This is a genomic window from Pseudalkalibacillus berkeleyi (assembly GCF_021608225.1).
Lineage (GTDB): Bacteria > Bacillota > Bacilli > Bacillales > Fictibacillaceae > Pseudalkalibacillus > Pseudalkalibacillus berkeleyi.
Window position 1 is genome coordinate 2,570,385 of sequence record NZ_JAKIJS010000001.1, and the last position, 20,356, is coordinate 2,590,740.

23 protein-coding genes and 1 pseudogene are annotated in these 20,356 nt (G+C 40.0%); all 24 read right to left on the reverse strand.

Annotated features, from left to right (window positions below):
- Positions 1-35 precede the first annotated feature (35 nt).
- A complete protein-coding gene (gene secA / locus L2716_RS13485; RefSeq protein ID WP_236336567.1) occupies positions 36-2,543 on the reverse strand; it encodes a preprotein translocase subunit SecA in 2,508 nt (835 codons plus the stop codon).
- Between the two features lie 192 nt (positions 2,544-2,735).
- On the reverse strand, positions 2,736-3,320 hold the full coding sequence (gene hpf / locus L2716_RS13490) for a ribosome hibernation-promoting factor, HPF/YfiA family (RefSeq protein ID WP_236336584.1): 585 nt from the start codon (positions 3,318-3,320) through the stop codon (positions 2,736-2,738).
- Positions 3,321-3,696: 376 nt separating this feature from the next.
- Positions 3,697-3,894, reverse strand: coding sequence for a cold-shock protein CspD (gene cspD, locus L2716_RS13495; protein WP_236336607.1), 198 nt, complete (start codon positions 3,892-3,894; stop codon positions 3,697-3,699).
- A gap of 168 nt (positions 3,895-4,062) precedes the next feature.
- The gene (gene pcp, locus L2716_RS13500; protein WP_236336609.1) at positions 4,063-4,668 is read right to left on the reverse strand and encodes a pyroglutamyl-peptidase I; all 606 of its coding nucleotides are present in this window, start codon (positions 4,666-4,668) and stop codon (positions 4,063-4,065) included.
- Between the two features lie 53 nt (positions 4,669-4,721).
- Positions 4,722-5,111, reverse strand: a complete 390-nt coding sequence (locus L2716_RS13505) for a DUF8042 domain-containing protein (protein ID WP_236336611.1) — start codon at positions 5,109-5,111, stop codon at positions 4,722-4,724.
- Positions 5,112-5,114: 3 nt separating this feature from the next.
- A complete protein-coding gene (gene fliT / locus L2716_RS13510; RefSeq protein ID WP_236336619.1) occupies positions 5,115-5,465 on the reverse strand; it encodes a flagellar protein FliT in 351 nt (116 codons plus the stop codon).
- Positions 5,465-5,863, reverse strand: coding sequence for a flagellar export chaperone FliS (gene fliS, locus L2716_RS13515; RefSeq protein WP_236337879.1), 399 nt, complete (start codon positions 5,861-5,863; stop codon positions 5,465-5,467). The genes fliT and fliS overlap by 1 nt, the downstream gene beginning before the upstream one ends.
- Positions 5,864-5,895: 32 nt before the next feature.
- Positions 5,896-7,449 carry a flagellar hook-associated protein 2 gene (locus L2716_RS13520; RefSeq protein WP_236337880.1) on the reverse strand — a complete coding sequence of 518 codons (1,554 nt, stop codon included), beginning with the start codon at positions 7,447-7,449 and terminating at the stop codon, positions 5,896-5,898.
- A gap of 18 nt (positions 7,450-7,467) precedes the next feature.
- Positions 7,468-7,824, reverse strand: a complete 357-nt coding sequence (gene flaG, locus L2716_RS13525; protein ID WP_236336621.1) for a flagellar protein FlaG — start codon at positions 7,822-7,824, stop codon at positions 7,468-7,470.
- 504 nt (positions 7,825-8,328) lie between these two features.
- Positions 8,329-9,477 (reverse strand): flagellin N-terminal helical domain-containing protein, encoded by a 1,149-nt coding sequence (locus L2716_RS13530; protein WP_236336629.1) that lies wholly within the window; start codon positions 9,475-9,477, stop codon positions 8,329-8,331.
- Between the two features lie 142 nt (positions 9,478-9,619).
- Positions 9,620-9,850: a carbon storage regulator CsrA gene (gene csrA, locus L2716_RS13535; RefSeq protein ID WP_236336631.1), complete on the reverse strand. Its 231-nt coding sequence runs from the start codon at positions 9,848-9,850 to the stop codon at positions 9,620-9,622.
- Positions 9,851-10,306: a flagellar assembly protein FliW gene (gene fliW, locus L2716_RS13540; protein WP_236336645.1), complete on the reverse strand. Its 456-nt coding sequence runs from the start codon at positions 10,304-10,306 to the stop codon at positions 9,851-9,853. It lies immediately after the preceding gene.
- Positions 10,307-10,328: 22 nt separating this feature from the next.
- Positions 10,329-10,880 (reverse strand): DUF6470 family protein, encoded by a 552-nt coding sequence (locus L2716_RS13545; protein ID WP_236336647.1) that lies wholly within the window; start codon positions 10,878-10,880, stop codon positions 10,329-10,331.
- Between the two features lie 265 nt (positions 10,881-11,145).
- On the reverse strand, positions 11,146-12,027 hold the full coding sequence (flgL, locus tag L2716_RS13550) for a flagellar hook-associated protein FlgL (protein WP_236336649.1): 882 nt from the start codon (positions 12,025-12,027) through the stop codon (positions 11,146-11,148).
- 9 nt (positions 12,028-12,036) lie between these two features.
- Complete coding sequence (flgK, locus tag L2716_RS13555) at positions 12,037-13,587, reverse strand: flagellar hook-associated protein FlgK (RefSeq protein WP_236336651.1); 1,551 nt, start codon at positions 13,585-13,587, stop codon at positions 12,037-12,039.
- A gap of 17 nt (positions 13,588-13,604) precedes the next feature.
- Entirely contained in the window at positions 13,605-14,108 is a 504-nt protein-coding gene (locus tag L2716_RS13560) for a flagellar protein FlgN (protein WP_236336654.1), read from the reverse strand.
- Positions 14,109-14,120: 12 nt separating this feature from the next.
- Positions 14,121-14,387 (reverse strand): flagellar biosynthesis anti-sigma factor FlgM, encoded by a 267-nt coding sequence (gene flgM / locus L2716_RS13565; protein ID WP_236336672.1) that lies wholly within the window; start codon positions 14,385-14,387, stop codon positions 14,121-14,123.
- Between the two features lie 29 nt (positions 14,388-14,416).
- Entirely contained in the window at positions 14,417-14,812 is a 396-nt protein-coding gene (locus tag L2716_RS13570; protein ID WP_236336674.1) for a TIGR03826 family flagellar region protein, read from the reverse strand.
- Positions 14,813-14,910: 98 nt separating this feature from the next.
- Positions 14,911-15,336, reverse strand: a complete 426-nt coding sequence (locus tag L2716_RS13575; protein WP_236336675.1) for a ComF family protein — start codon at positions 15,334-15,336, stop codon at positions 14,911-14,913.
- An 87-nt stretch (positions 15,337-15,423) separates the two neighbouring features.
- Positions 15,424-15,615 (reverse strand): annotated as a pseudogene (locus tag L2716_RS18455) (double zinc ribbon domain-containing protein); the annotation flags it as partial.
- A complete protein-coding gene (locus tag L2716_RS13580; RefSeq protein WP_236336677.1) occupies positions 15,612-17,114 on the reverse strand; it encodes an ATP-dependent helicase ComFA in 1,503 nt (500 codons plus the stop codon). The pseudogene L2716_RS18455 and the gene L2716_RS13580, both read right to left, overlap by 4 nt.
- A gap of 19 nt (positions 17,115-17,133) precedes the next feature.
- Positions 17,134-17,985 carry a DegV family protein gene (locus L2716_RS13585; RefSeq protein ID WP_236336679.1) on the reverse strand — a complete coding sequence of 284 codons (852 nt, stop codon included), beginning with the start codon at positions 17,983-17,985 and terminating at the stop codon, positions 17,134-17,136.
- 327 nt (positions 17,986-18,312) lie between these two features.
- Entirely contained in the window at positions 18,313-19,023 is a 711-nt protein-coding gene (locus L2716_RS13590; RefSeq protein WP_329610122.1) for a response regulator transcription factor, read from the reverse strand.
- Positions 19,020-20,174: a sensor histidine kinase gene (locus tag L2716_RS13595; RefSeq protein ID WP_236336689.1), complete on the reverse strand. Its 1,155-nt coding sequence runs from the start codon at positions 20,172-20,174 to the stop codon at positions 19,020-19,022. The genes L2716_RS13590 and L2716_RS13595 overlap by 4 nt, the downstream gene beginning before the upstream one ends.
- Positions 20,175-20,356: the final 182 nt, after the last annotated feature.

Below are 20,356 nucleotides of genomic sequence, written 5' to 3' on the forward strand. Positions count from 1 at the left end.
TTGGCAGGGGCCAAGCCTTCTTTAACTGCTTCTATTTAAGCACCGTGACAGTGCTTATATTTCTTTCCGCTTCCGCAAGGGCAAGGTTCGTTGCGTCCTACCTCGCTGCTTCTACGCATAGGTTTTTTCTTTTGTTGTTCTTGTGCTTTCGGATCGACCGCTTTTCCTTCAGCTACTTTTTCACGTTGTAGATTTTGCTCTACTTGAGCCTTCATGACATAAGTAGAAACCTCTTCTTCAATCGCTTCAACCATTGCTTCGAACATTTGGAAACCTTCGAATTGGTATTCACGTAATGGATCATTTTGACCATAAGCACGTAAATGGATTCCTTGTCGGAGTTGATCCATCGCATCAATGTGATCCATCCACTTTCGGTCAACTGAGCGAAGAACGATTACTTTTTCAAACTCACGCATTTGTTCTGGCTCAAGCTCAGATTCTTTACGATCATACTCTTCCTTCACTTTTGCTAAGAACACTTCAACAATTTCTTCACGTTCTTTACCTTTTATGTCGTTAACAGTTACGACCCCATCGTTCAAGAACGTACCCTTTGCATAATCGATAATCGCTTGTAGGTCCCAATCCTCTTGAACCTCTTCTTCCGGTGTATGTGCAGCTACAATTCGCTCTACAGTAGAATGAATCATACGCTCCACAATTTCACGTAAGTTTTCAGATTCCAACACTTCAGCACGCTGTGCATATATAATCTCACGTTGTTGACGCATGACGTCATCATATTGGAGCAACTGCTTACGTGCATCATAGTTATGACCTTCCACTCGTTTTTGGGCAGTTTCAACGGCTTTCGTCACCATTTTACTTTCAAGTGGTTGATCTTCCTCCATTCCGAGGCGATCCATCATCGCAATCATATTATCTGAAGCGAATCGACGCATCAATTCATCTTCCATTGAAATATAAAATTGGGAAGAACCTGGATCCCCTTGACGACCAGCACGTCCACGTAACTGATTATCAATACGTCGGGATTCATGACGCTCGGTACCTACAATGTGAAGTCCACCCAGTTCTAATACACCTTCGCCAAGCTTGATGTCCGTACCACGACCCGCCATGTTCGTAGCGATTGTAACGGCACCTTTTTGCCCAGCGTCTTCAATGATCTGCGCTTCTCGACCATGGTTCTTCGCATTCAAGACGTTATGAGGTACGCCTTTTTTCTTAAGTAATGTTGCAATTAATTCAGACGTCTCAACCGCAACCGTACCGACAAGAACAGGCTGTCCCTTTTTATGGCGTTCAGCAATTTCATTTACAACTGCTCTATACTTACCTTCTTGTGTTTTATAAATATGATCCGCATTATCTAAACGCGCAATCGGTCTGTTCGTTGGAATCACAACAACATTCATATTATAAATGTTACGGAATTCCTCTTCTTCCGTTTTCGCTGTACCTGTCATCCCTGAAAGCTTATTGTACATACGGAAGAAGTTCTGGAACGTAATCGTCGCAAGTGTCATCGATTCACGTTGGATTTGCAAGCCTTCCTTCGCTTCAATCGCCTGGTGCAATCCATCACTATAGCGACGGCCTGCCATTAAGCGACCTGTAAATGGATCGACAATGACTACATCGCCATCTTGTACAACGTAATCTGTATCGCGATGCATGACGACATGCGCTCGTAACGCTTGGTTGATGTGATGGTTGATGGAAACGTTCGAAACGTCGAACAAGTTCTCAACACTGAAAAAGCTTTCAGCCTTAGACATACCTTCTTCTGTAAGCTGAACATTTTTCGTTTTAATATCAAACGTATAATCCACATCAATTTTCAATTGGTGAATGAATTGATTCGCAATCCGATATAGCTCAGTCGATTTCGCAGCATTCCCTGAAATAATTAAAGGCGTTCGCGCTTCATCAATTAAAATCGAGTCAACCTCATCGACAATTGCAAAGTTCAACGGGCGCTGTACCATTTCTTCCTTATAAAGCACCATGTTGTCACGGAGATAATCGAACCCTAGCTCATTGTTCGTCGCATACGTAATGTCAGCTGCATAGGCTTCTTTCTTTTCTTCTTTCGAAAGTCCAGTTACATTCAAGCCGACACTCAAGCCAAGGAAGTTATATAGCTGACCCATCTCCTCGGCGTCACGTGCTGCTAAGTATTCGTTGACTGTAACAACATGAACACCTTTACCAGTCAGCGCATTCAAATAGACCGGCATAGTCGCGACCAACGTCTTACCTTCACCGGTTTTCATTTCTGAAATATTACCTTCGTGTAGTGAAACAGCACCCATAATCTGTACAGGGTACGGTCTCATCCCAAGCACGCGAGTCGCTGCTTCTCGAACGACTGCAAATGCCTCAATTAAAATGTCATCTAGCTTCTCCCCGTTATCTAAACGAGATTTGAATTCCTCTGTTTTTGCTTTTAACTGTTCATCTGACAGCTTTTCCATCTCTGGTGCGAACGTTTCAACCTCATCCGCATACTTTTGTAGACGAGAAATTTGACGCTCATTACCACTTGGAAAAATCTTTTTTAACATACCGATCATGAAGTTAGCACCTCTATTTACAAATCAAATGATTTTTTGAAAATTCTTCTAACTTTAGTCCATGCTTTATTTTAACAGTTTGCAACAGGAAGAACAAGAATTCAAGGCATATCCACCATGCGTAGATGCTGATTTTTTCCATATAAAAAGACGCAGTCATTACGACTGCGTCTCCCGTGCTTTCATATTTGTTTATTCGATATCCGGAGCAATTAGCCCGTACCTACCGTCTTTACGTTTGTACACGACGTTCGTTTCTCCAGATTCAGCATGAGAGAATACGAAGAAGTTGTGTCCTAGCATATCCATTTGAAGGATCGCTTCCTGTGTATCCATCGGCTTTAAGTCAAAACGCTTATTACGAACAACTTGGAAGTCATCCTCTTCCTCTTCTTCCTCAAGAAGAGTGGTTGTAGTAGCAGGTGCTGCACTAGGTGCACCATTGCCATTTGCAAACGCGAATTTGATCGCGCCACCCTGTCTAAATTTACGATTTACTTTTGTTTTGTGTTTGCGGATTTGTCTTTCCAGTTTTTCAACCACTAAATCTATTGCAGCATACATGTCGTCATGAGACTCCTCTGCACGTAATAACAACCCTGGCATAGGAATCGTTACCTCGACAAGCTGCTCATTATTGAACACCTTTAGGTTGATGTAAACATCTGAGTTTGGAGTACCATCAAAATAACGTTCTAGCTTTCTTACCTTCTTTTCGGAGTAACTCCTTAGTGCTGGTGTTACCTCAATATTTTCTCCACGAATGTTAAAGTTCATGAAAGACTCCTCCTTTCGGTGTTTATATATATTTCGCTATACCCCTTAACAATTCCTCCATAAACATAAAAGTAAATCTAAAAATTCTGACAATATTTTTAACATTTAAGTAATATTGAGGAATTTAAGGAAAATAGCGCTATATAAAGGGAAACACGCGAGTTTCATGCCACCGCAATGACATGTTACAGAGATTATTCGACAAATCCTCATACTAGCTGTAGAGGTCTTTCGATGGATATATTAAGAAAATGTAAATTGGGGAAATTGTACAGGATTAAAGGAGTGAACACGATCCAGATAAATTAGAAAACCCGCTCCTATATATAGAAGCGGGGGCTTGCTATTAATTCAAATTCTCAAAAAGGAATGTGAATTAAAGCTTTGTTACGTTTGATGCTTGAGGTCCACGGTTGCCTTCTACAACTTCAAACTCAACGTCTTGGCCTTCTTCAAGAGTTTTGAAGCCTTCAGACTCGATAGCAGAATAGTGTACAAAAACGTCGTCTTGTCCTTCTACCTCGATAAATCCGAAGCCCTTTTCTGCATTAAACCATTTTACTTTTCCTTGCATGTAATTCACATTCCTTTCGTATTCAAGAAATCATGTGGAAAATTCCACAATAAAAGTATACAATGTGACAACCTTTAGAGTCAACATTCCGGAAATGATTAGTAAAATGTGACCAAAAGTCGGACAACCTACAACCTTATTCTAATACGTCAAGAGTATTAGAAACACTTACACAGCAAGGGTTTTGATGGCCGCTTCTACTGCTTTTTGGATGGTCGGCAATGGCCATGCCGGGAGACTTTCCTCACCAATAGAAAGTTCAAATGAAGCTGGTACATGGATGAACCCAGCAGGCATTTTTAGGTCCCTTTTGTCCAGTTCATGGAGCAATAAATACATGACATTATTGCATAAATATGTACCCGCACTGTTTGAAATTGCAGTCGGGATCCTTTCTTCATGAAGATGATCTACGATCTGCCGTATCGGTAAAGTGGAAAAATAAGCAGCAGGACCACCTTCAACTATGACTTCATCTACTGGCGTTTGTCCTGCATTGTCCTTAACACCATCGTTCACATTAATCGCGACCCGTTCAGGAGTAATTTTGTTCCGACCCGCTGCAAGCCCTAACGCAATGACAGCATCTGGCTCAATTTCTTTTAAGTGAGTTAATAGTTGTGGAGCTGCCTCATCAAAAACAACAGGTAAAACTCGGCCGACAACCTCAAACTCTCCCACTCGCTTCCCATCTAAATTTCGAACGATCGATTCAGTTGGATTCATTGCGTGATCAAGAAACGGTTCAAAACCAGTTAATAATAACTTTTTCATAAAAATCCTCCTATAAAAAAGAAGCCGATATTTTTCGTCCGGCTCCTTTCATTCTAATGCTGTATGTATGGTTTAAACGTCACGTCGAGAATTTCCTTCCAAGCAGAAAAGGCAGGAATCAATCGATTCAGAACTACACGCTTGCGCTCTGTTTCAAGCTCATAAACCTTTTCTAAGTCAGCAACTATGCTTATCACTGTATCAAATTTTTGTATATCATTGAGAATGGTAGTCTCATTTTTGAACAGCTCATTCATCAATTGGTTCGTTTTTTCAAACTGAGTAAAAGCGAGGAAAACATCTCCAAGCATCCGATCGCCTTCAAACCACTTTTCTAACTGATATTGTTCTTCTACATAATCAAAGCCTTCTTCAACGACTGTCAACAAATGTGAGTATTGGATCATCATTTCATGTTGATTATTATCTAAATTGTACATCATAACCTACTTCCTTTTATCAAAGAACATGCCATCAGCACGATTGGTTTGATAAGGGTTGGCGTATTTCGTGTTATTCGTCCGCTTCGTCTGGATCTTCATTAATTGCATTTTAATATGCTTCATTTGATCGTTCAGATAAGGTTGGATCAGCTTGTTAATTTCAACGAGCTGTTTACCCAACTCCTTTTCCTTATCTGTATAATCCCCCGACAAACGCTCAATCAGCTTCTGACGATATTCCATATATTGATTTAATTCATCAAGATAGTCTTCAGGCTCATCCTCTGGCAATCCCTTTTGCACATGATCATATAGCTTTTCGGTATGCTCCAGCAATTCCTGAACTTGGCTCATTAAGCTTGTCCACCCATCCCATAATTTGCTTTTCGATTTTGTTGAATAACTTCCTTCCATGTGTCACGGAATTCCGTTGTGATGCCCTCAACTTCTTCAATAATGGTCACATCATTTTTCACGTTCGCATCAATCAAACGACGATTCATGTAATCGTACATCTGCATCATCTGTTTTCCAACAGCTACATCTGTATTCAATGTCACCATCAGCTCTTGAATGATCTTTTGAGCCTTTTGCAAGTTGATATTCTTTTCTTCAACTTTTCCAGCTTCAATTCCTGCTTTTGCTTGTTTTAAGAACTTTAAGCATCCATTATAAAGCATGAGAGTAAGTTCACCTGGTGATGCTGTCCCCACAGAATTTTGTTGGTAAGTTTGATATGCATTAAGAGACATTGTAATCAAAACAACTCCTTATATTTTCGCGGTTACTGTCCGCCGCCAAATTGATTCATCAAGAACATTGACTGTTGGTTCATACGACTAATTGCCTTTTCCATTGCGGTAAACTGACTCCAATAACGATCTTCAATACCTGTCAATCGACGTTCAAAGTCAGTAATTCTTGAATCCAAGTCGGTAAGATCTCTTCCCATAGTGAACTGCGCGTTTGTTTTTAGTGAGTTTCCCGCTTTTGATTCGATTTTATCAATTGTTTCATCAATCGAGTCACGTAGTCTTCTCGCAATCCCTTTTTCACTCGTAGTCGCACCATTACTCATGAACATTTGGTAAATGGCATCCGGATCGTCTTGAATCGCTGCCCGAAGTTTATCCTCAGTAATGATGAGCTTACCACGGTCTAAATAATTGGAGGAGGTTTTTATACCAATTTCAGAGAGCTGGTCGTACTTTGTAGATACATTTGCACCTGTTACTTGAGAGTAAAGATTAGATCGCATATTGTTCAAACCACTGTTGAGAATTGAGTCGTTTCGAAGCATTCCGCTTCTTGCCTTCTCTTCCCAAAGCTCGACTTCCCTTTCAGACAAGTCTTCCTTTTGTTTAGCCGTTAAAGGAGGGAAATCTCGATAACGATCTTCTTTCACTTCACCATTAATCTTTTCAATGGTTTCATTATATTTATCGACGAACTTAACGATTTTATCAAGAATTGAATCGGTATTTTGAGAAACAGAAATGTTCACATCGGAAGTGGTCACTTGTTTCAAAGAATACGTCACATCATTGATCGTAAAATCGTTCGTTTTCCGAGTAGTGGCAAAACCGTTATATTCAAATGACGCATCTTTACCTACGGTTTTTCCAGTAAGGTCAGAACCAGTGGTAGCATTACTAAATCCAAGTGCTTGGAAGAAATCTCTCGTGGTATCATCCTTCATATTCAGTTGTGCGCCATTCCCAGTGTTTTTCATCGTAAGTACAACTTTGTTCGTTGCTTCATCGTAAAATGCTGAAACGCCTAATGATGTATGTGAATTGATTTTTGACATGACATCATTAATTGAATCAGTAGAAGGATCAATATCTAAGGTAATATCACTTGCAGCTGATTCACCAGGTTTCATGACACTTAAAGATAACGTGAACGGACTCGCAAAAGTTTTATCGGCCCCACCAACAGTGAAAGTAACGTCTTGAAGGTTCGTATCTCCACCAACAACTGCACCATTCTTATCTGTAACTGTTGCTTCAGAACTATACATTGCAGCTTTTGCTAATTGATTTACCTTTATAGATGTATTTGTCGCAACAGCACTGTTGCCTGCTTTAGCAGAAACTGAGGCTTGATCAGAGCTTGTTACAGACTTTGATAAATAAGTACTTTGTCGGAATACACCGTCAAAAATATGTTTGTCAAAGTCTTTCAAGAGCTTATTCATTTCACGATAGTCATCGCGTTTCCATTCCAGTAATTGCTTATCTTGATTCATTTTATCTAATGGAATTCGTTCCGATTTCATTAAGTCACTTACAAGCTGATCAATATCCATCCCACTTGCTAGTCCGCCTATTCGCATGCCCAATTTCTATCACCTCTATATCTTTTCGTCTACAACAATCCCGACAAGCTCCGCCATAGCCGCGTACATATCTAAAAATTTTCGATCTGGTATCTCACGGACCACTTCATTCGTTTGATCATCCACTACTTGCACATAATATTCATCTGACTGTTCATGGAGCTGGAATTTTAAAGATGTGTGAGTCGGCATCAGAAATTCATTCATACTTGCGATTTTCTCATCAAGTACAGCCTTAGGAATACTCTGCTCTTCTGAATTGTCCTCTTTCTTTTTCTTTGATTCCTGTTCGTCTCCTTTAAACTTAAGGCCAATAATCCTCTCAAGATGTTGAACACCAGATGTACTTGAACTCACATTCCCTGTTTCCATACCCGCTCCCCCTAAACAATTATTCTCTATCTCTTTTATCGGTAAATAAAGTAGAAACTTAACAAGCTATTAAGATAATAAAAAACTTATTAACAAAAAATGGCCGCCTCATTTGAGACGACCATTGTGTAGTAAAAATTAACGAAGAAGTTGTAGAACTCCTTGAGGTTGTTGGTTGGCTTGCTTCGCCGCTATGTCTTTCGATCATAGAATAGACTATATCTTCACCCTTGATTATTAGGGGCTGGGCACTTCGAATGGTTATATCCACCCTACGAAATTCATCACCATAGTCTTATGACCTTAGATGGTTTTTTCTAGTCGTTGAACCTTCTCCACTCTTTCGAGACAGGAGCTTGGCTGCTGATTATCCAATCCCACTCATTTTCTAACCCTCACGTCTGTCGTTTCCAACTACGTTGTGGTTGAGTAAGCTTAAGGAAGTTCCAGCAATTCACCCAGTTATACTCTTACCCGTTACCAGATAAGACGCCCTTCAATCAGTTACCTTAGAAGTTGTAAAACTCCATTCGGAGACTGCATTGATTGAGCCAACATTGCTTGTGCTGCTTGTGAAAGAATAGAATTCTTAGTTTGGTTCATCATTTCTTTCGCCATATCCACGTCACGGATACGAGATTCTGCAGCAGTTAGGTTTTCAGAAGATGTACCTAAGTTATTAATTGTGTGGTCTAAACGATTTTGCCATGCTCCCAAAGAAGAGCGTTGTGCAGAAACCTTTTTGATCGCTTCATCAATAACTTGAATATTGTCGTCAAAGCTCTGTGTAGTTACATTTACAGCTGCAAGATTAGCTACATTTGCATTACTTGCAGTAGACCCAAGAGCCGATGATCTCATATCATCTATTGAAATATCCAATGTAGTCCCACCATTTGCACCAATTTGGAAGCTTAATGAAGTACCACTAGTAGCTATTGTTCCTCCACTAACTGAACCTCCAGCATTAGCTGTACTTAAGTTAGCATCAGATCCAAATGATAATTCTAGTCCAATAGAGTCAAAGTTTAAAGTTGTACCTGCAGATATTGCAGTAGTATCAGCTACTGTTAATGTTTGTGAAACCCCACTATTTGTACCAGCAACAGTTATAGAAGTACCTGTTGTTGTAAATGTAAGAGTCTCTCCTGCAGCAACACCTGAAACAGATGCAGTAATTCCAGAAGCAGTTAAATCAGAAATTGCCATTGTTCCATCTGCTGCTTGTACACCTAAAGATCCATCTAATAGTGTCTTCGTGTTGAATTCAGTTTTATTCGCAACACGATCAACTTCAGTGTTCAGTTGATTAATTTCTTTTTGGATTTCAGCTAGATCATCTGAAGTATTTGTGCCATTATTGGATTGAACTGCTAATTCACGCATACGTTGTAACATACTATGAGTTTCATTTAGAGCACCTTCAGCAGTTTGGATCATTGAGATACCGTCTTGAGCATTCCGAGATGCTTGCTCCAATCCACGAACCTGGCCACGCATTTTTTCTGAGATTGCTAGTCCTGCAGCGTCATCTCCAGCACGGTTAATACGAAGTCCTGAAGATAGCTTCTCCATTGACTTACCTTGTGCAGTAGAAGCACTGTTCAACTGACGATATGTGTTAAGAGCTGCGATGTTGTGATTAATTCTCATTATAAAATTCCTCCTTGAATTGTCCGAACCACGTCCATGTGGTTTGATTTTCACAAAAACAAACGTTCACGTCGGCCGACCATGATTGTTGCTTTTGCTTACAATTCTATTATCGTCATCACTCGACAGCTCTTTAATAGTTTTATTTAGATTTTTTTACAGATTTTAATGTTTCCATTAGATTGCTCGGTGTTTGGCTTGCTTGGTTGTTCTCATCTTGGATAGATAAATAGATTTCTTTTCTATGTATATCAATGTTTTTAGGCGCATCGATTCCAATCTTTATTTGATCCCCATCAATACCAAGGACCTTGATCTCAATTTCCTCACCAATTTGAATGGACTCGTTTGGTTTCCTGGTTAACACAAGCATTTATCTGTCCCCCTTAACAGCGTTCAGGGATTCTTGTAATAACGTGTGCTTCGTGATGTATTGCTCATCATTCAGTACAATTTGCTTTCCGTAACCTTTTTCAATATTAATTACAATCGGCGCTTTCAAATTTGCAGTTGTTTTTTCAAATGGATCTTGAACCGTTAAGATGACAAAGACTGCAACCTCTTGTTCGCCCTTAATTTGCAATTGACTCGTGACCGCTTCTGGAATATCAAACTCATAATTTCGGAAAAACAAAAATGGATTAGCAATTACAAAAGCCAATGAAGGTGTACTGACGGATTGTAAAATATTCAGTGGTGTCTCTTCGTCACCAAATGGTATTACAACAAACTTCTTCTCTTCAATAAAGCCTGGTAGCCCTTGTTCGAACTTAATGATTTCTTTTTCCTCTATTTCCATCTCACCAAAGTACCTTGTATCAATTTTCATTATTTTCACCACACATTTTTATTTAGACAAAATCTATTGAAATTGAATTTCTTTGTTGTAAGGACACCTCTACTTTACCTGGCTGGTAGTTGTGTTCAGGTTTTTGTAAAGTAGTCTCAATTATTGGCTTGTTTACTTTCACATCAACATTTACGTCCGCAGGCTGATAATTGACCTTCACACTACCTGCAGAAGGAATCCATCCAATATTCCATTCCTTCATTGAGTTCATACTATTCATCTCAGCTTGATCTACTAAAGGACTTCCACCATTCTCAATGCGCATCAGCTGATCACCTTCCTGTGCACGACGTGCTACGCCCTCTAAAAGGTCTGATTTCCCTAATTGTGCTGCTTCTTCTGTTCGAACAAATACACTTTTAAGATCCATATCATTCCATGCTTGTGTCTGATCAATCGTTAATGTTCCTTTGGTTGTCTGGATGTTAAGCTCCGCTTTTGGTTGCTGAATGGACTGATCTGCTTTGGGTTGTTTAATCTCTTGAATTGGCTCAGTTGTTTTCAAACCGATTAAAGCTGGCTGTGATTGTATTCGAATTTGTGGAATTTTCATGATCAACACCTCAATTTATCAAAAAAAGCTATCTAACGAGAGATAGCTTAAATTAATATAACATCATAGTAGTAGACGGTTTAGGAACAAGAAGTTCAAGGCACGATGGTTTTGAGGACCGGAGCGACGAGCGATACATCTATGTGTTACTGCGAGTTGTACCGAGGAAGATTACTTCAAAGGTACACTTGTAGACGCAGGTACATATGCTCTTTGTCCGGTAAAACCGAGTAACGATGAAATTCGCCATTCATAAATCGGATACTTATCTTAAAAAGTCCATTAGCGTAGGCTGGATAATCCTCGCTCCAGCTGCTAACGCAGCCCGGTGAACGCTTTCTTGCGTTTTCAAGTCAATGATGACTCGTTCCATATCTGCATCTTCGTTGTCTGATAAGATACGATTAGCAATAACTTCTTGTTCAGCTACACGGTCTTGCACCATTTCCACTCGGTTATACCGCGCACCAAGTTCAGCTCGTTCAGATACAACCTCATCCAGGTGTGAATCAACTTTTCCAATAAAAGCATTTAATTGTTCTCCTGAGGAACCAGCATTGTTCAACTCATCAACAAGCCCTTGCAAGTCATCAAACAAATCCTGTGAAAAAGCTTTATCCTCATCAATGTTCACTTTTAGCTTTATGCCTTTTGAAACTTCAATTTTAATGGCTTCAGTTCCATTAGGACGAACGACTATACCATCTGCATTTACTGGAGCATTTGTCGTATCGGTCCCGTTAAAGATATACTTCCCAGCAACTTTAGTATTCGCAATGTTAATCAAGTGATCACGCAACTGCCCAATCTCGTCTGCAATTGCGCCACGTTGGCTATCTTCATAAGTCCCATTACTTGCCTGCACAGTCAACTCACGAACGCGATGTAAGACTTGCCCCGCTTCATCAAGCGCCGCATCTGAATTCTCCATCCAGCTGTTTACTTCAGACAAATTACGTTTGAACTGCTCAACTTCTGTTAAGTCCGTTCTGTATTCCATCCCTTTCATCGCAACGACTGGATCGTCAGAAGGTTTCGTTATACGCTTTCCTGTTGAGAGCTGATCCTGATATTTCCCCATCCGCTGGTAGCTCTGGCTTAAGTTACGCAACATGTTTCCTGTTAGCATACTTTGTGTGACACGCATTTATTTCCCCTACCTTCCTACTCGACCCATGCCGTTGATAATTCGGTCAAGCATTTCATCAATACTCGTAATGTTTCTTGCTGCAGCATTATAGGCATGCTGGAATTGCATCATTTTCGTCATTTCTTCGTCTAATGAAACCCCACTAACGGATTGACGACGTTCCTCAACCGATTGTTTCAACGTATTAGAGTTGTCCATTAACCGATTGGCTTGTTGTGCATCGACAGCCATTTCACCAATGATACCTTCATAAAAGCTTTGCAAAGTAGAATCTCCGCTAGAAAAAGTGAACGTCTCGTCTTTTACTTCACCTAAGGCTAAGGCGTTACTTCCATCTCCCGCATTACCATCCGTTGAAGCTGCAATATTATTAAGCCCATTTGCACCTGTAACATCACTATGTAACTTGATTTGAGAGGCCGCACCTTGAGTGGATGTCAACTCGTCGAAAAACTTCTTTCCAGTATTGGTATTCGGACTTGTAGAGCTTAATCCATATCCACTTTCATGAACATTATTGAACTCTGTAGCGAATTGATAAGCCATTTCATCTACTTTTGAGAGCATTTCAGGGTAAATACCTGAAACATTTCCGCCAGTATCTTCTTTACCGTAACTCTCGATTAACCCGAGCAACTTACCTTTGGATGTGAAATTTTCAATTGGCGTAGCTGGTCCTTGCGTGTTCGATCCAAAAGGTGTTAATGCAAATGAATCCATCAAACCATTCGAATCACTATCAAGGATCTCTAGTGTATTCCCAGTCAAATTCGCTCCATCTACTAAAGTACCAATTGAATTACCGCTTGCGTCCATCAATTCAATTGTATATTTACCTTCAGCAATATCGAGCGACTGTCCACCACTTCCAACTGCTGTAACCTTCACATTTGCTAATTCGGATAATCGATCGACAAGGGCATCTCTTTTATCATATAAATCGTTCGTTAAATATCCATGAGGCTCAATCTCACCGATTTGTTTATTAATATCATTGATTTGCTCTGCAATAGAGTTGATTTCTTTAGCGGTCACGTCAATTTGGGTCTTGAAATCATCACGAATCGAATTCAAAGAACTGGAAAGGTAGTTGAATGTTTCCGCTAGCGCTATACCACGTTGACGTACCACAGAACGTGCTCCAGAATCTTCTGGGTTAACTGCTAAATCCTGCAATGATTGCCAGAAACGATCCATCGTCTTTGCTAAACCATGATCTGACGGCTCATTCATTACTTCTTCCATCTTTTGAAGTGCATCACTTCGAGACGCCCAATAGCCTGACTTTGTGTTTTCACCTCTGAATTGTAAATCCAAGAAACTTTCCCTTACACGCTGAACCGTTCCTGCTTCAACGCCTGTTCCCATTTGTCCAGGAACTTGCGGACGGTTACGAGCTGCTGCAGGATAGGGTTCCGTTTGTGAAAAGTTAACACGTTGTCTAGAATATCCAGGTGTACTAGCGTTTGAAATGTTATGACCAGTTGTATTCAAGGCACTTTGGTGTGTCCGTAAGCCTCTGAGTGATGTTTCAAGTCCGTGGAACGTAGATGACATTTGTGAATGCCGCCTTTCTATGCTTTAGAATCAAAGATTGATTGTTGTTTCTGATATCCGTTTGATTTTGTTGATTGTCCGGGTCTTCCGTAATTTGCAGTTGGTTGCTTAGGCTCCATTAAGGAAAGCGATGCATTAACGAATTGAAGTGACTGCCTCGTCAATTCATGATTCAACTCATTTTGCTCCTGCAGTTTCTGAATTGTCGTACGCAACTCAGCTTGAACCTCCAGCAACGTTTGCTGCTCCTTTTCATTATAAAAACGAAGAAGCTGAGCTAGAGACGGATTCTCATCCGCCACAATCCCCTTCTGGTTCAAAAGTGACTCAACTTCTTGAACTCTAGCATTCTCAATCGCGTCAATTTGTTGAATACATTTATTTTCTTGCGTTAAAATTTGATCCAATGCTTTCATTTCGTTCGCTTTGAGAGCCTCTGTTTTCTTTAGTGACAACTCTAGTAACTGTTCGTGCTGCTTATGTAAATCGGACAATAGCCCGATCATTCGATCCCCTATCATACCTTCACACCCTTAGGCTTTGGTCCAGAAGTCAGCGAACTTCTGTGCAACTTTTTCAGCATCAACCTTATAATTTCCAGATTGTACTTCGTTCTTTAATTGCTCAATTCTTTCAGTACGTTCCTTTGAAGCACCACCACTTTTTTGCATTTCAAGTGCTTCTTTTGAAATTTGAATTTGGTCTTGTTTTACTTGTTGTTGGTTTTGCTGTTCGTTTTGTTTATTGATCTGCTGTTTGTACGGGTTGTTTGAGATGTTTCCAAATCGGTTGATTTTCAACTCAATTTCCTCCTTACTCCACATTTGGATTATTTTTCTGTATAGTAAGTTATTCGTTCTTTCACTTGTTGTTTTTGGGTTAATTCATCATGTGTATACAATTCTTTTCTCAATTTCGAGTTGCATGAATCACACATTCTTCCGTCTTGAATGCCTTTACCACAATGTTCACATTCATAAGTCAGGTTTGGAAATTGGGATGCTCGAATGCGTCCTTCTTTCACAAAGCGACTAATCGTTTTTTCTGAAACACCTGTCGCTTCAGAAACTTCTAGTAAAGACGCCTCACGATTCGCCTTCTTCTTAATAAACTTATAGACCACTTCATATTGTTTCTCTTCTTCATTATAACAAGCATTACATACAGGTCGATACGCTTTCGCAAATAATCGGCCACAATGTGCGCAGTTGGCTAAATCCGCCATCGACGGTCTCTCCTTTTACATGTTACGTTATTCTTTATCTACATTCTATATCGGTTCAATTCACTTAAAGTTTAACGCTATCATATGTTTGGTAGGATTTACCCTCTCGCTACTGTAAAAGATGTAATACTTAGGGCACCTTTATCTAATAGAATTTTGCCCGCTGCCTCAAGTGTCGCACCCGTAGTGTAAATATCATCCACTAATGTGATCTCTTTGTCACGAATATCCTCTTTAAATGATTCGTTAAAAGTAAAAACCGCTTGTTTCTCCAAACGATCCTCTCTTCCTTTTTTACTCTGCTTCTCTTCGTGTATTGGTCTATGTAGACAACAAAACATAGGTTGTTTTAGCAGTTGAGCAATTAAGAACGATTGATTAAATCCTCTTTCATAATGCCGTTCTTCACTTAACGGTATCGGAACAATTGTCGTGTTTTTGAATTCCTTTTTAAATAGTGAGACGGCTTTTTCCCGAATCGCTTTAATGAGTTCAGCATCCCCTCTATATTTAAACTGTGCCATGTATTCCTTCAAAAATGTGTTGTATACAAAGAGGGACCTATTCCTTGATATAGCCCTGCCCGACTCACTCCAACGAACACAGTCAAAACACACATCTTCCTGCCGATATTTCTCGGGAAATAGCGAAAAAGGACGACCACACTGTCGACAAATTTCACCTTCTATGTGTTCAAGCTGTTCTGTACATGCCTCACAAAGTAATGGCAGACTGTCCCATCCAATAAATAATCCCCAGCCAACAGCAGGTTGAAAGGTTTTTTTACAATACAGGCATATCACAGACTCGGTTGACCCGCTCTTTTGTTGTGTTCTAAAATCGTATCTCGAGCTGAAACCATTGCGTTCGTTTTACCATAATGGAAGTAAACAACCTCTCCGTATGGATCTTCAATACTACGTCCAGCTCTACCGGCAATTTGGACAAGGGCATTTGAACTGAAATTTTCATGATCTGCACCAAACACCCCTACGTCAATTTCAGGAACTGTTACACCTCGTTCGAGAATGGTTGTCGTGATCAACATCATGGTCTCCCCTTTGCGAAATTTTTGAATCTTTTCATTTCGATTTGGATCCTCAGCATGGACAAAATCAACACTTTCGCTTTTTTCAAAAAGCGCATACACTTGTCTGGCAACTTGAACAGTAGGTACAAAGACAAAAGTTTTCCGCTTTCTTTCAAGTCGATCCTCGATCCAATCAAGCACAACTTTTGTCATGAGACCTTTTTTCAAAAACTTCATCCAATTGCTGCACCATACGAATTCAGGAACGGGTAAGGGGTAGCCGTGATATCGCTTAGAGATATGCACGACTTCAAGCTCGGTCTTTTTCACTCTTTTTAACATCGAATGTGAAGGGGTTGCCGTTAAGTAAATCATGGTGCGATTCGTTTTCGAGGCTTTTGCAACTGCAAATTGTAATGTTCGATCATAGGAATACGGAAAAGCATCCACTTCATCTACAATCATTAAGTCAAATGCTTCTTTAAATCGGAATAGTTGGTGAGTTGTAGATAAGATGAGTTGTGAAGAATGCGATAAATCAGAGTGTCCACCGTATATCGCCTGTACGCCAACATTCGGAAAAGCAGATTCAAATCTAGGACGTAACTCTGTGACGACATCCGTTCTAGGGGTTGCAAGACAAACGCGCTTTCCTTGGTGAAGAGCTTTTTCAATCCCTTCAAACAGAATTTCTGTTTTTCCAGCACCACAAACCGCCCAAATGAGAAGTTCTTGTGGTAAATCAATAACTTCTGAAATCCTTTGTGAAGCTATTGCTTGTAACTGAGATAACTTACCCTCCCACTTCAATATTTGATTATTTTTCTGTTTCCAACTGAATTCGGGTCTAGTCCACCTTAAAAGAGGTGTACATTGACTCACTCTCCCCATCATGATGCAGTTTCGACAGTAGACGCATTGCTCCTTGCACCGAAAGCAGTCAAAGGATGCAAACAAATTTAGTTCATCGTTACCACATCGCTGACAATAAAATTGACGTCCATTTGTAGTTATTCCTTTTTCAAAAATAATCAAACCATTTAAATAATGTTCGTAGATTTGTCCTATTGGGAATGGTAGTTCATCAAGTAGAAGGTGTTTTCCTAATAAGAATTGGTGGAGTTGAGACGTATAACGGAATGACTCATTAATAGGTGGATGAGGTAGTTGAGAGATATTTCCGATGGATTGTAGCAGTTGGTTCGGTGATTGAGCAAGGGGCTCCGGACACAGAATGGTGCCTGTTTCAGAAGGAATAGTGGCAAAACGCATCAGTTTCGCCACCGCTCCATTATTGTTTGATCCATGTAAGGCCGATACTTCCTTCACCTAAGTGTGTGCCGATGACAGGACCGAAATAAGAGATAATGATTTCAGCATTGGGAAAGTCCTGTTTCAATGTTTCTGCATATTCTTTGGCTTCCGCTTCACGATTCGCGTGTATAACCGAGATTGTCACTTGATCATTCGATTCGACATCCTCATGAAGAAGATCAAACAAACGTTTGATTGCTTTTTTTCTGGTACGTATTTTTTCAAAAGGAACGATTTTCTTGTCTGAAAAATGGAGGACCGGTTTCACTTGTAACAAGTTTCCGACGAAAAATTGTGCACTGTTCAATCTGCCCCCACGGTGTAAATGACTCAAATCATCGACCATGAAGTAAGCTGGCACGCCATTTGCACGAATTAACGTCATACGTGACATGATTACTTTAGCGGCTTGCCCCTGATTAGCCATTTTCGCCGCTTCTAATACGAAGAAGCCTTGTGGCATACAACTGATTTCAGAATCGAACACATGAACGTCAATATTTTCTACCATCGTTTCAGCAGTTAATGCACTTTGGTACGTTCCGCTGATTTCACTCGATAACGTAATGACGATGACATCTGTATATCCTTCATCTGCTAGCTTTTCGTATAATTCTACAAACAGACCCGCTGCAGGCTGTGAAGTTTTCGGTAAAGCATCACCTTCTCGCACTTGTGCGTAGAAATCTTCAACGGTCAATTCAATTTCTTCTTGATAGGATTCTTTTTCAAAAATAACATTCAGTGGAACCATTTTGATATCATACTGGTCCCTCAGCTGCTTCGGTAAATACGAAGTGCTGTCTGTTACGATCGCAACTTTGTGCATACCCATAACCCTTTCTAAAATAAATTCCCCTAAATATGTATTTGACTAAAAACGAAGATTACCTGCTTCATTATACTCGAATCATGATTTAATTACATTTGTTGTGTTCATTATTTTCAAATGCACGATAAATTCGGGGTTTTGATCGATAAATTCTGAGTTTTGCACGATAAATTCGGAGTTTTGATCGATAAATCTCGACTTTTGCACGATAAAACTCAAAACTTGCACGATAAACGCGTCAATCCCCTCAAAACACCCCCCACAAATTAAAAATTCCCCACCAAAAAGACCCCCTGTCACCAGAAGGTCCCTAACATAAAGGATTTAGTTCACTTTCACCCAACCATTTTTAATTGCTTCAACTACAGCTTGCGTACGGTCGTTTACATTCATCTTTTGCAGAATGTTACTCACATGGTTTTTGACAGTCTTCTCACTAATGTAGAGCGCTTCACCAATTGAGCGGTTACTCTTACCATCAGCTAGCATCTGTAGGACCTCGCACTCTCGGCGAGTCAAAATGTGAAGCGGCTTGCGGTATTCAACCTCTTTAAAGCCAACTTCGCCACCACCGTTTGATGGACCTTGCGTTTTAATGCGACGAAATTCGCTGATCAAGTTTACCGTTACCTTCGGATGTAAATATGCGCCACCATCTGCTACAACTTTAACTGCATCAATTAGTGCATTTGCGTCCATTTCTTTCAGCAAGTAACCAGATGCACCTGTTTGGACCGCATGTGTCACATATGCTTCATCATCATGGATCGATAAGATGATGACTTTAATATCCGGATATTTTTCAATCAAACGACGGGTCGCCTCTACGCCGTTAATATTCGGCATGTTAATATCCATCAAAACGACATCAGGATCATAGTTCTCTATAAGTTCTACAGCATCTTGACCATCGTCACCTTCAGCAACGACTTCAAAACCCTCTTCCATGTCCAAGATGCGCTTTACACCTTCGCGGAATAGTTTGTGGTCATCAATAAGTACAATACTTGTTTTAACGGCGTTCATTTGTGTCATGTCCATGCCTCCTGCTCTTTTAATGGAATTTGAATAAAAATTAAAGTGCCTTTTCCAGGGGTCGTATCAATTTTCATCGTACCTTTAAGTAACTCTACTCGTTCTTTCATTCCGACCAATCCAAAGGACTTATCCTTCTTCTTACTAGGATCGAATCCAACTCCGTCATCTCTTACTAAAATCGATAAGTTATCCTGAAACTCGATCTTCACTTGAACTTCCTCAGCTTGAGCGTGTTTACAAGCATTTTGAACGGATTCTTGTATGAGCCTGTAGGTGGCTACTTCCATTCTCGAAGGTAGTCTTCGTTCATTTCCAAAACTTCTGAGTTGAATGTCAATTCCTGTTGAATCGCAAAGTGTTCTTAAGTATTTCTCCAAAGTTGGCACTAAGCCTAAGTCATCTAATGCCATCGGACGCAAATCATAAATGATTCTTCTCACTTCAGTTAGTGCTTCTTTTACCATCTGTCTTAAATCATTCAATTCATTTCGAGCTTGATCGATCCCTTTTTGCATATATGTTTTTTCGATCAATTCCGATCGTAAAAGTACATTCGCTAACATTTGAGCCGGACCATCATGTATTTCTCTAGAAACTCTGGCACGCTCTTCTTCTTGTGCTTCAATAATTTGAAGCCCGAAGTCCTGCTTTGCCTTCGCATCCTTCACAATCGCACCGACCTGTCGAAGGTCCGAATCTAAATAAGTCAAAACAACACTGATTTGACTGACCAATTGCTCAGCTCGCTCAATCGTTTGTTCCAACTGTCGGATCCTACGCTCAATATCATCTCGTCGCTCTCGTAATGATGCCTCTTTTTGACGTGTTGAAATGAGTTGAACTTGATACTCACTAGCTACTTCATACGATCTTTTAATTTCATGTTCGTTATACCGTTCGAAATGCTTACTGACTTCGGCTAGTTTCGCTCTTGATAAACGAGACTTTGTTTCAAGAACATCACCTAGATGAATCGTTTCATGAACAGATTCTCTGATCTCTTTTAATTCGTTAGACAGCTTTTCAAATTCCTCACGTGACTGCTCACCAATCTCGAAAATTTGTTCTTTACTCTCATTGACGGTGGCAATCGTTTTATCCAGAATCGTGTCGATACTACTTGGATCAAAGGTTTCTGTAGTTTCCATGCTTATGCCTCCAATACTACTGTATCGAACAACCCTAATAGGTACTAGGTCCTTCTTGCCCAAATATTCATAAAGTCCTATATCCAAATATTTCCCTATATAATTAGACAATTCGAAATGAAGTTAGAATTTATGACTTTATTACTCCATTTTTTTAAAAATTTGATGGGATATTAGTCCAG

Excerpts from the sequence above, each read along its gene's own strand:
- secA (WP_236336567.1), bottom strand. The coding sequence starts at position 2,543 with ATGATCGGTATGTTAAAAAAGATTTTTCCAAGTGGTAATGAGCGTCAA.
- hpf (WP_236336584.1), bottom strand. The coding sequence starts at position 3,320 with ATGAACTTTAACATTCGTGGAGAAAATATTGAGGTAACACCAGCACTA.
- cspD (WP_236336607.1), bottom strand. The coding sequence starts at position 3,894 with ATGCAAGGAAAAGTAAAATGGTTTAATGCAGAAAAGGGCTTCGGATTT.
- pcp (WP_236336609.1), bottom strand. The coding sequence starts at position 4,668 with ATGAAAAAGTTATTATTAACTGGTTTTGAACCGTTTCTTGATCACGCA.
- L2716_RS13505 (WP_236336611.1), bottom strand. The coding sequence starts at position 5,111 with ATGATGTACAATTTAGATAATAATCAACATGAAATGATGATCCAATAC.
- fliT (WP_236336619.1), bottom strand. The coding sequence starts at position 5,465 with ATGAGCCAAGTTCAGGAATTGCTGGAGCATACCGAAAAGCTATATGAT.
- fliS (WP_236337879.1), bottom strand. The coding sequence starts at position 5,863 with ATGTCTCTTAATGCATATCAAACTTACCAACAAAATTCTGTGGGGACA.
- L2716_RS13520 (WP_236337880.1), bottom strand. The coding sequence starts at position 7,449 with ATGCGAATAGGCGGACTAGCAAGTGGGATGGATATTGATCAGCTTGTA.
- flaG (WP_236336621.1), bottom strand. The coding sequence starts at position 7,824 with ATGGAAACAGGGAATGTGAGTTCAAGTACATCTGGTGTTCAACATCTT.
- L2716_RS13530 (WP_236336629.1), bottom strand. The coding sequence starts at position 9,477 with ATGAGAATTAATCACAACATCGCAGCTCTTAACACATATCGTCAGTTG.
- csrA (WP_236336631.1), bottom strand. The coding sequence starts at position 9,850 with ATGCTTGTGTTAACCAGGAAACCAAACGAGTCCATTCAAATTGGTGAG.
- fliW (WP_236336645.1), bottom strand. The coding sequence starts at position 10,306 with ATGAAAATTGATACAAGGTACTTTGGTGAGATGGAAATAGAGGAAAAA.
- L2716_RS13545 (WP_236336647.1), bottom strand. The coding sequence starts at position 10,880 with ATGAAAATTCCACAAATTCGAATACAATCACAGCCAGCTTTAATCGGT.
- flgL (WP_236336649.1), bottom strand. The coding sequence starts at position 12,027 with ATGCGTGTCACACAAAGTATGCTAACAGGAAACATGTTGCGTAACTTA.
- flgK (WP_236336651.1), bottom strand. The coding sequence starts at position 13,587 with ATGTCATCTACGTTCCACGGACTTGAAACATCACTCAGAGGCTTACGG.
- L2716_RS13560 (WP_236336654.1), bottom strand. The coding sequence starts at position 14,108 with ATGATAGGGGATCGAATGATCGGGCTATTGTCCGATTTACATAAGCAG.
- L2716_RS13570 (WP_236336674.1), bottom strand. The coding sequence starts at position 14,812 with ATGGCGGATTTAGCCAACTGCGCACATTGTGGCCGATTATTTGCGAAA.
- L2716_RS13575 (WP_236336675.1), bottom strand. The coding sequence starts at position 15,336 with ATGGCACAGTTTAAATATAGAGGGGATGCTGAACTCATTAAAGCGATT.
- L2716_RS13580 (WP_236336677.1), bottom strand. The coding sequence starts at position 17,114 with ATGCGTTTTGCCACTATTCCTTCTGAAACAGGCACCATTCTGTGTCCG.
- L2716_RS13585 (WP_236336679.1), bottom strand. The coding sequence starts at position 17,985 with ATGCACAAAGTTGCGATCGTAACAGACAGCACTTCGTATTTACCGAAG.
- L2716_RS13590 (WP_329610122.1), bottom strand. The coding sequence starts at position 19,023 with ATGACACAAATGAACGCCGTTAAAACAAGTATTGTACTTATTGATGAC.
- L2716_RS13595 (WP_236336689.1), bottom strand. The coding sequence starts at position 20,174 with ATGGAAACTACAGAAACCTTTGATCCAAGTAGTATCGACACGATTCTG.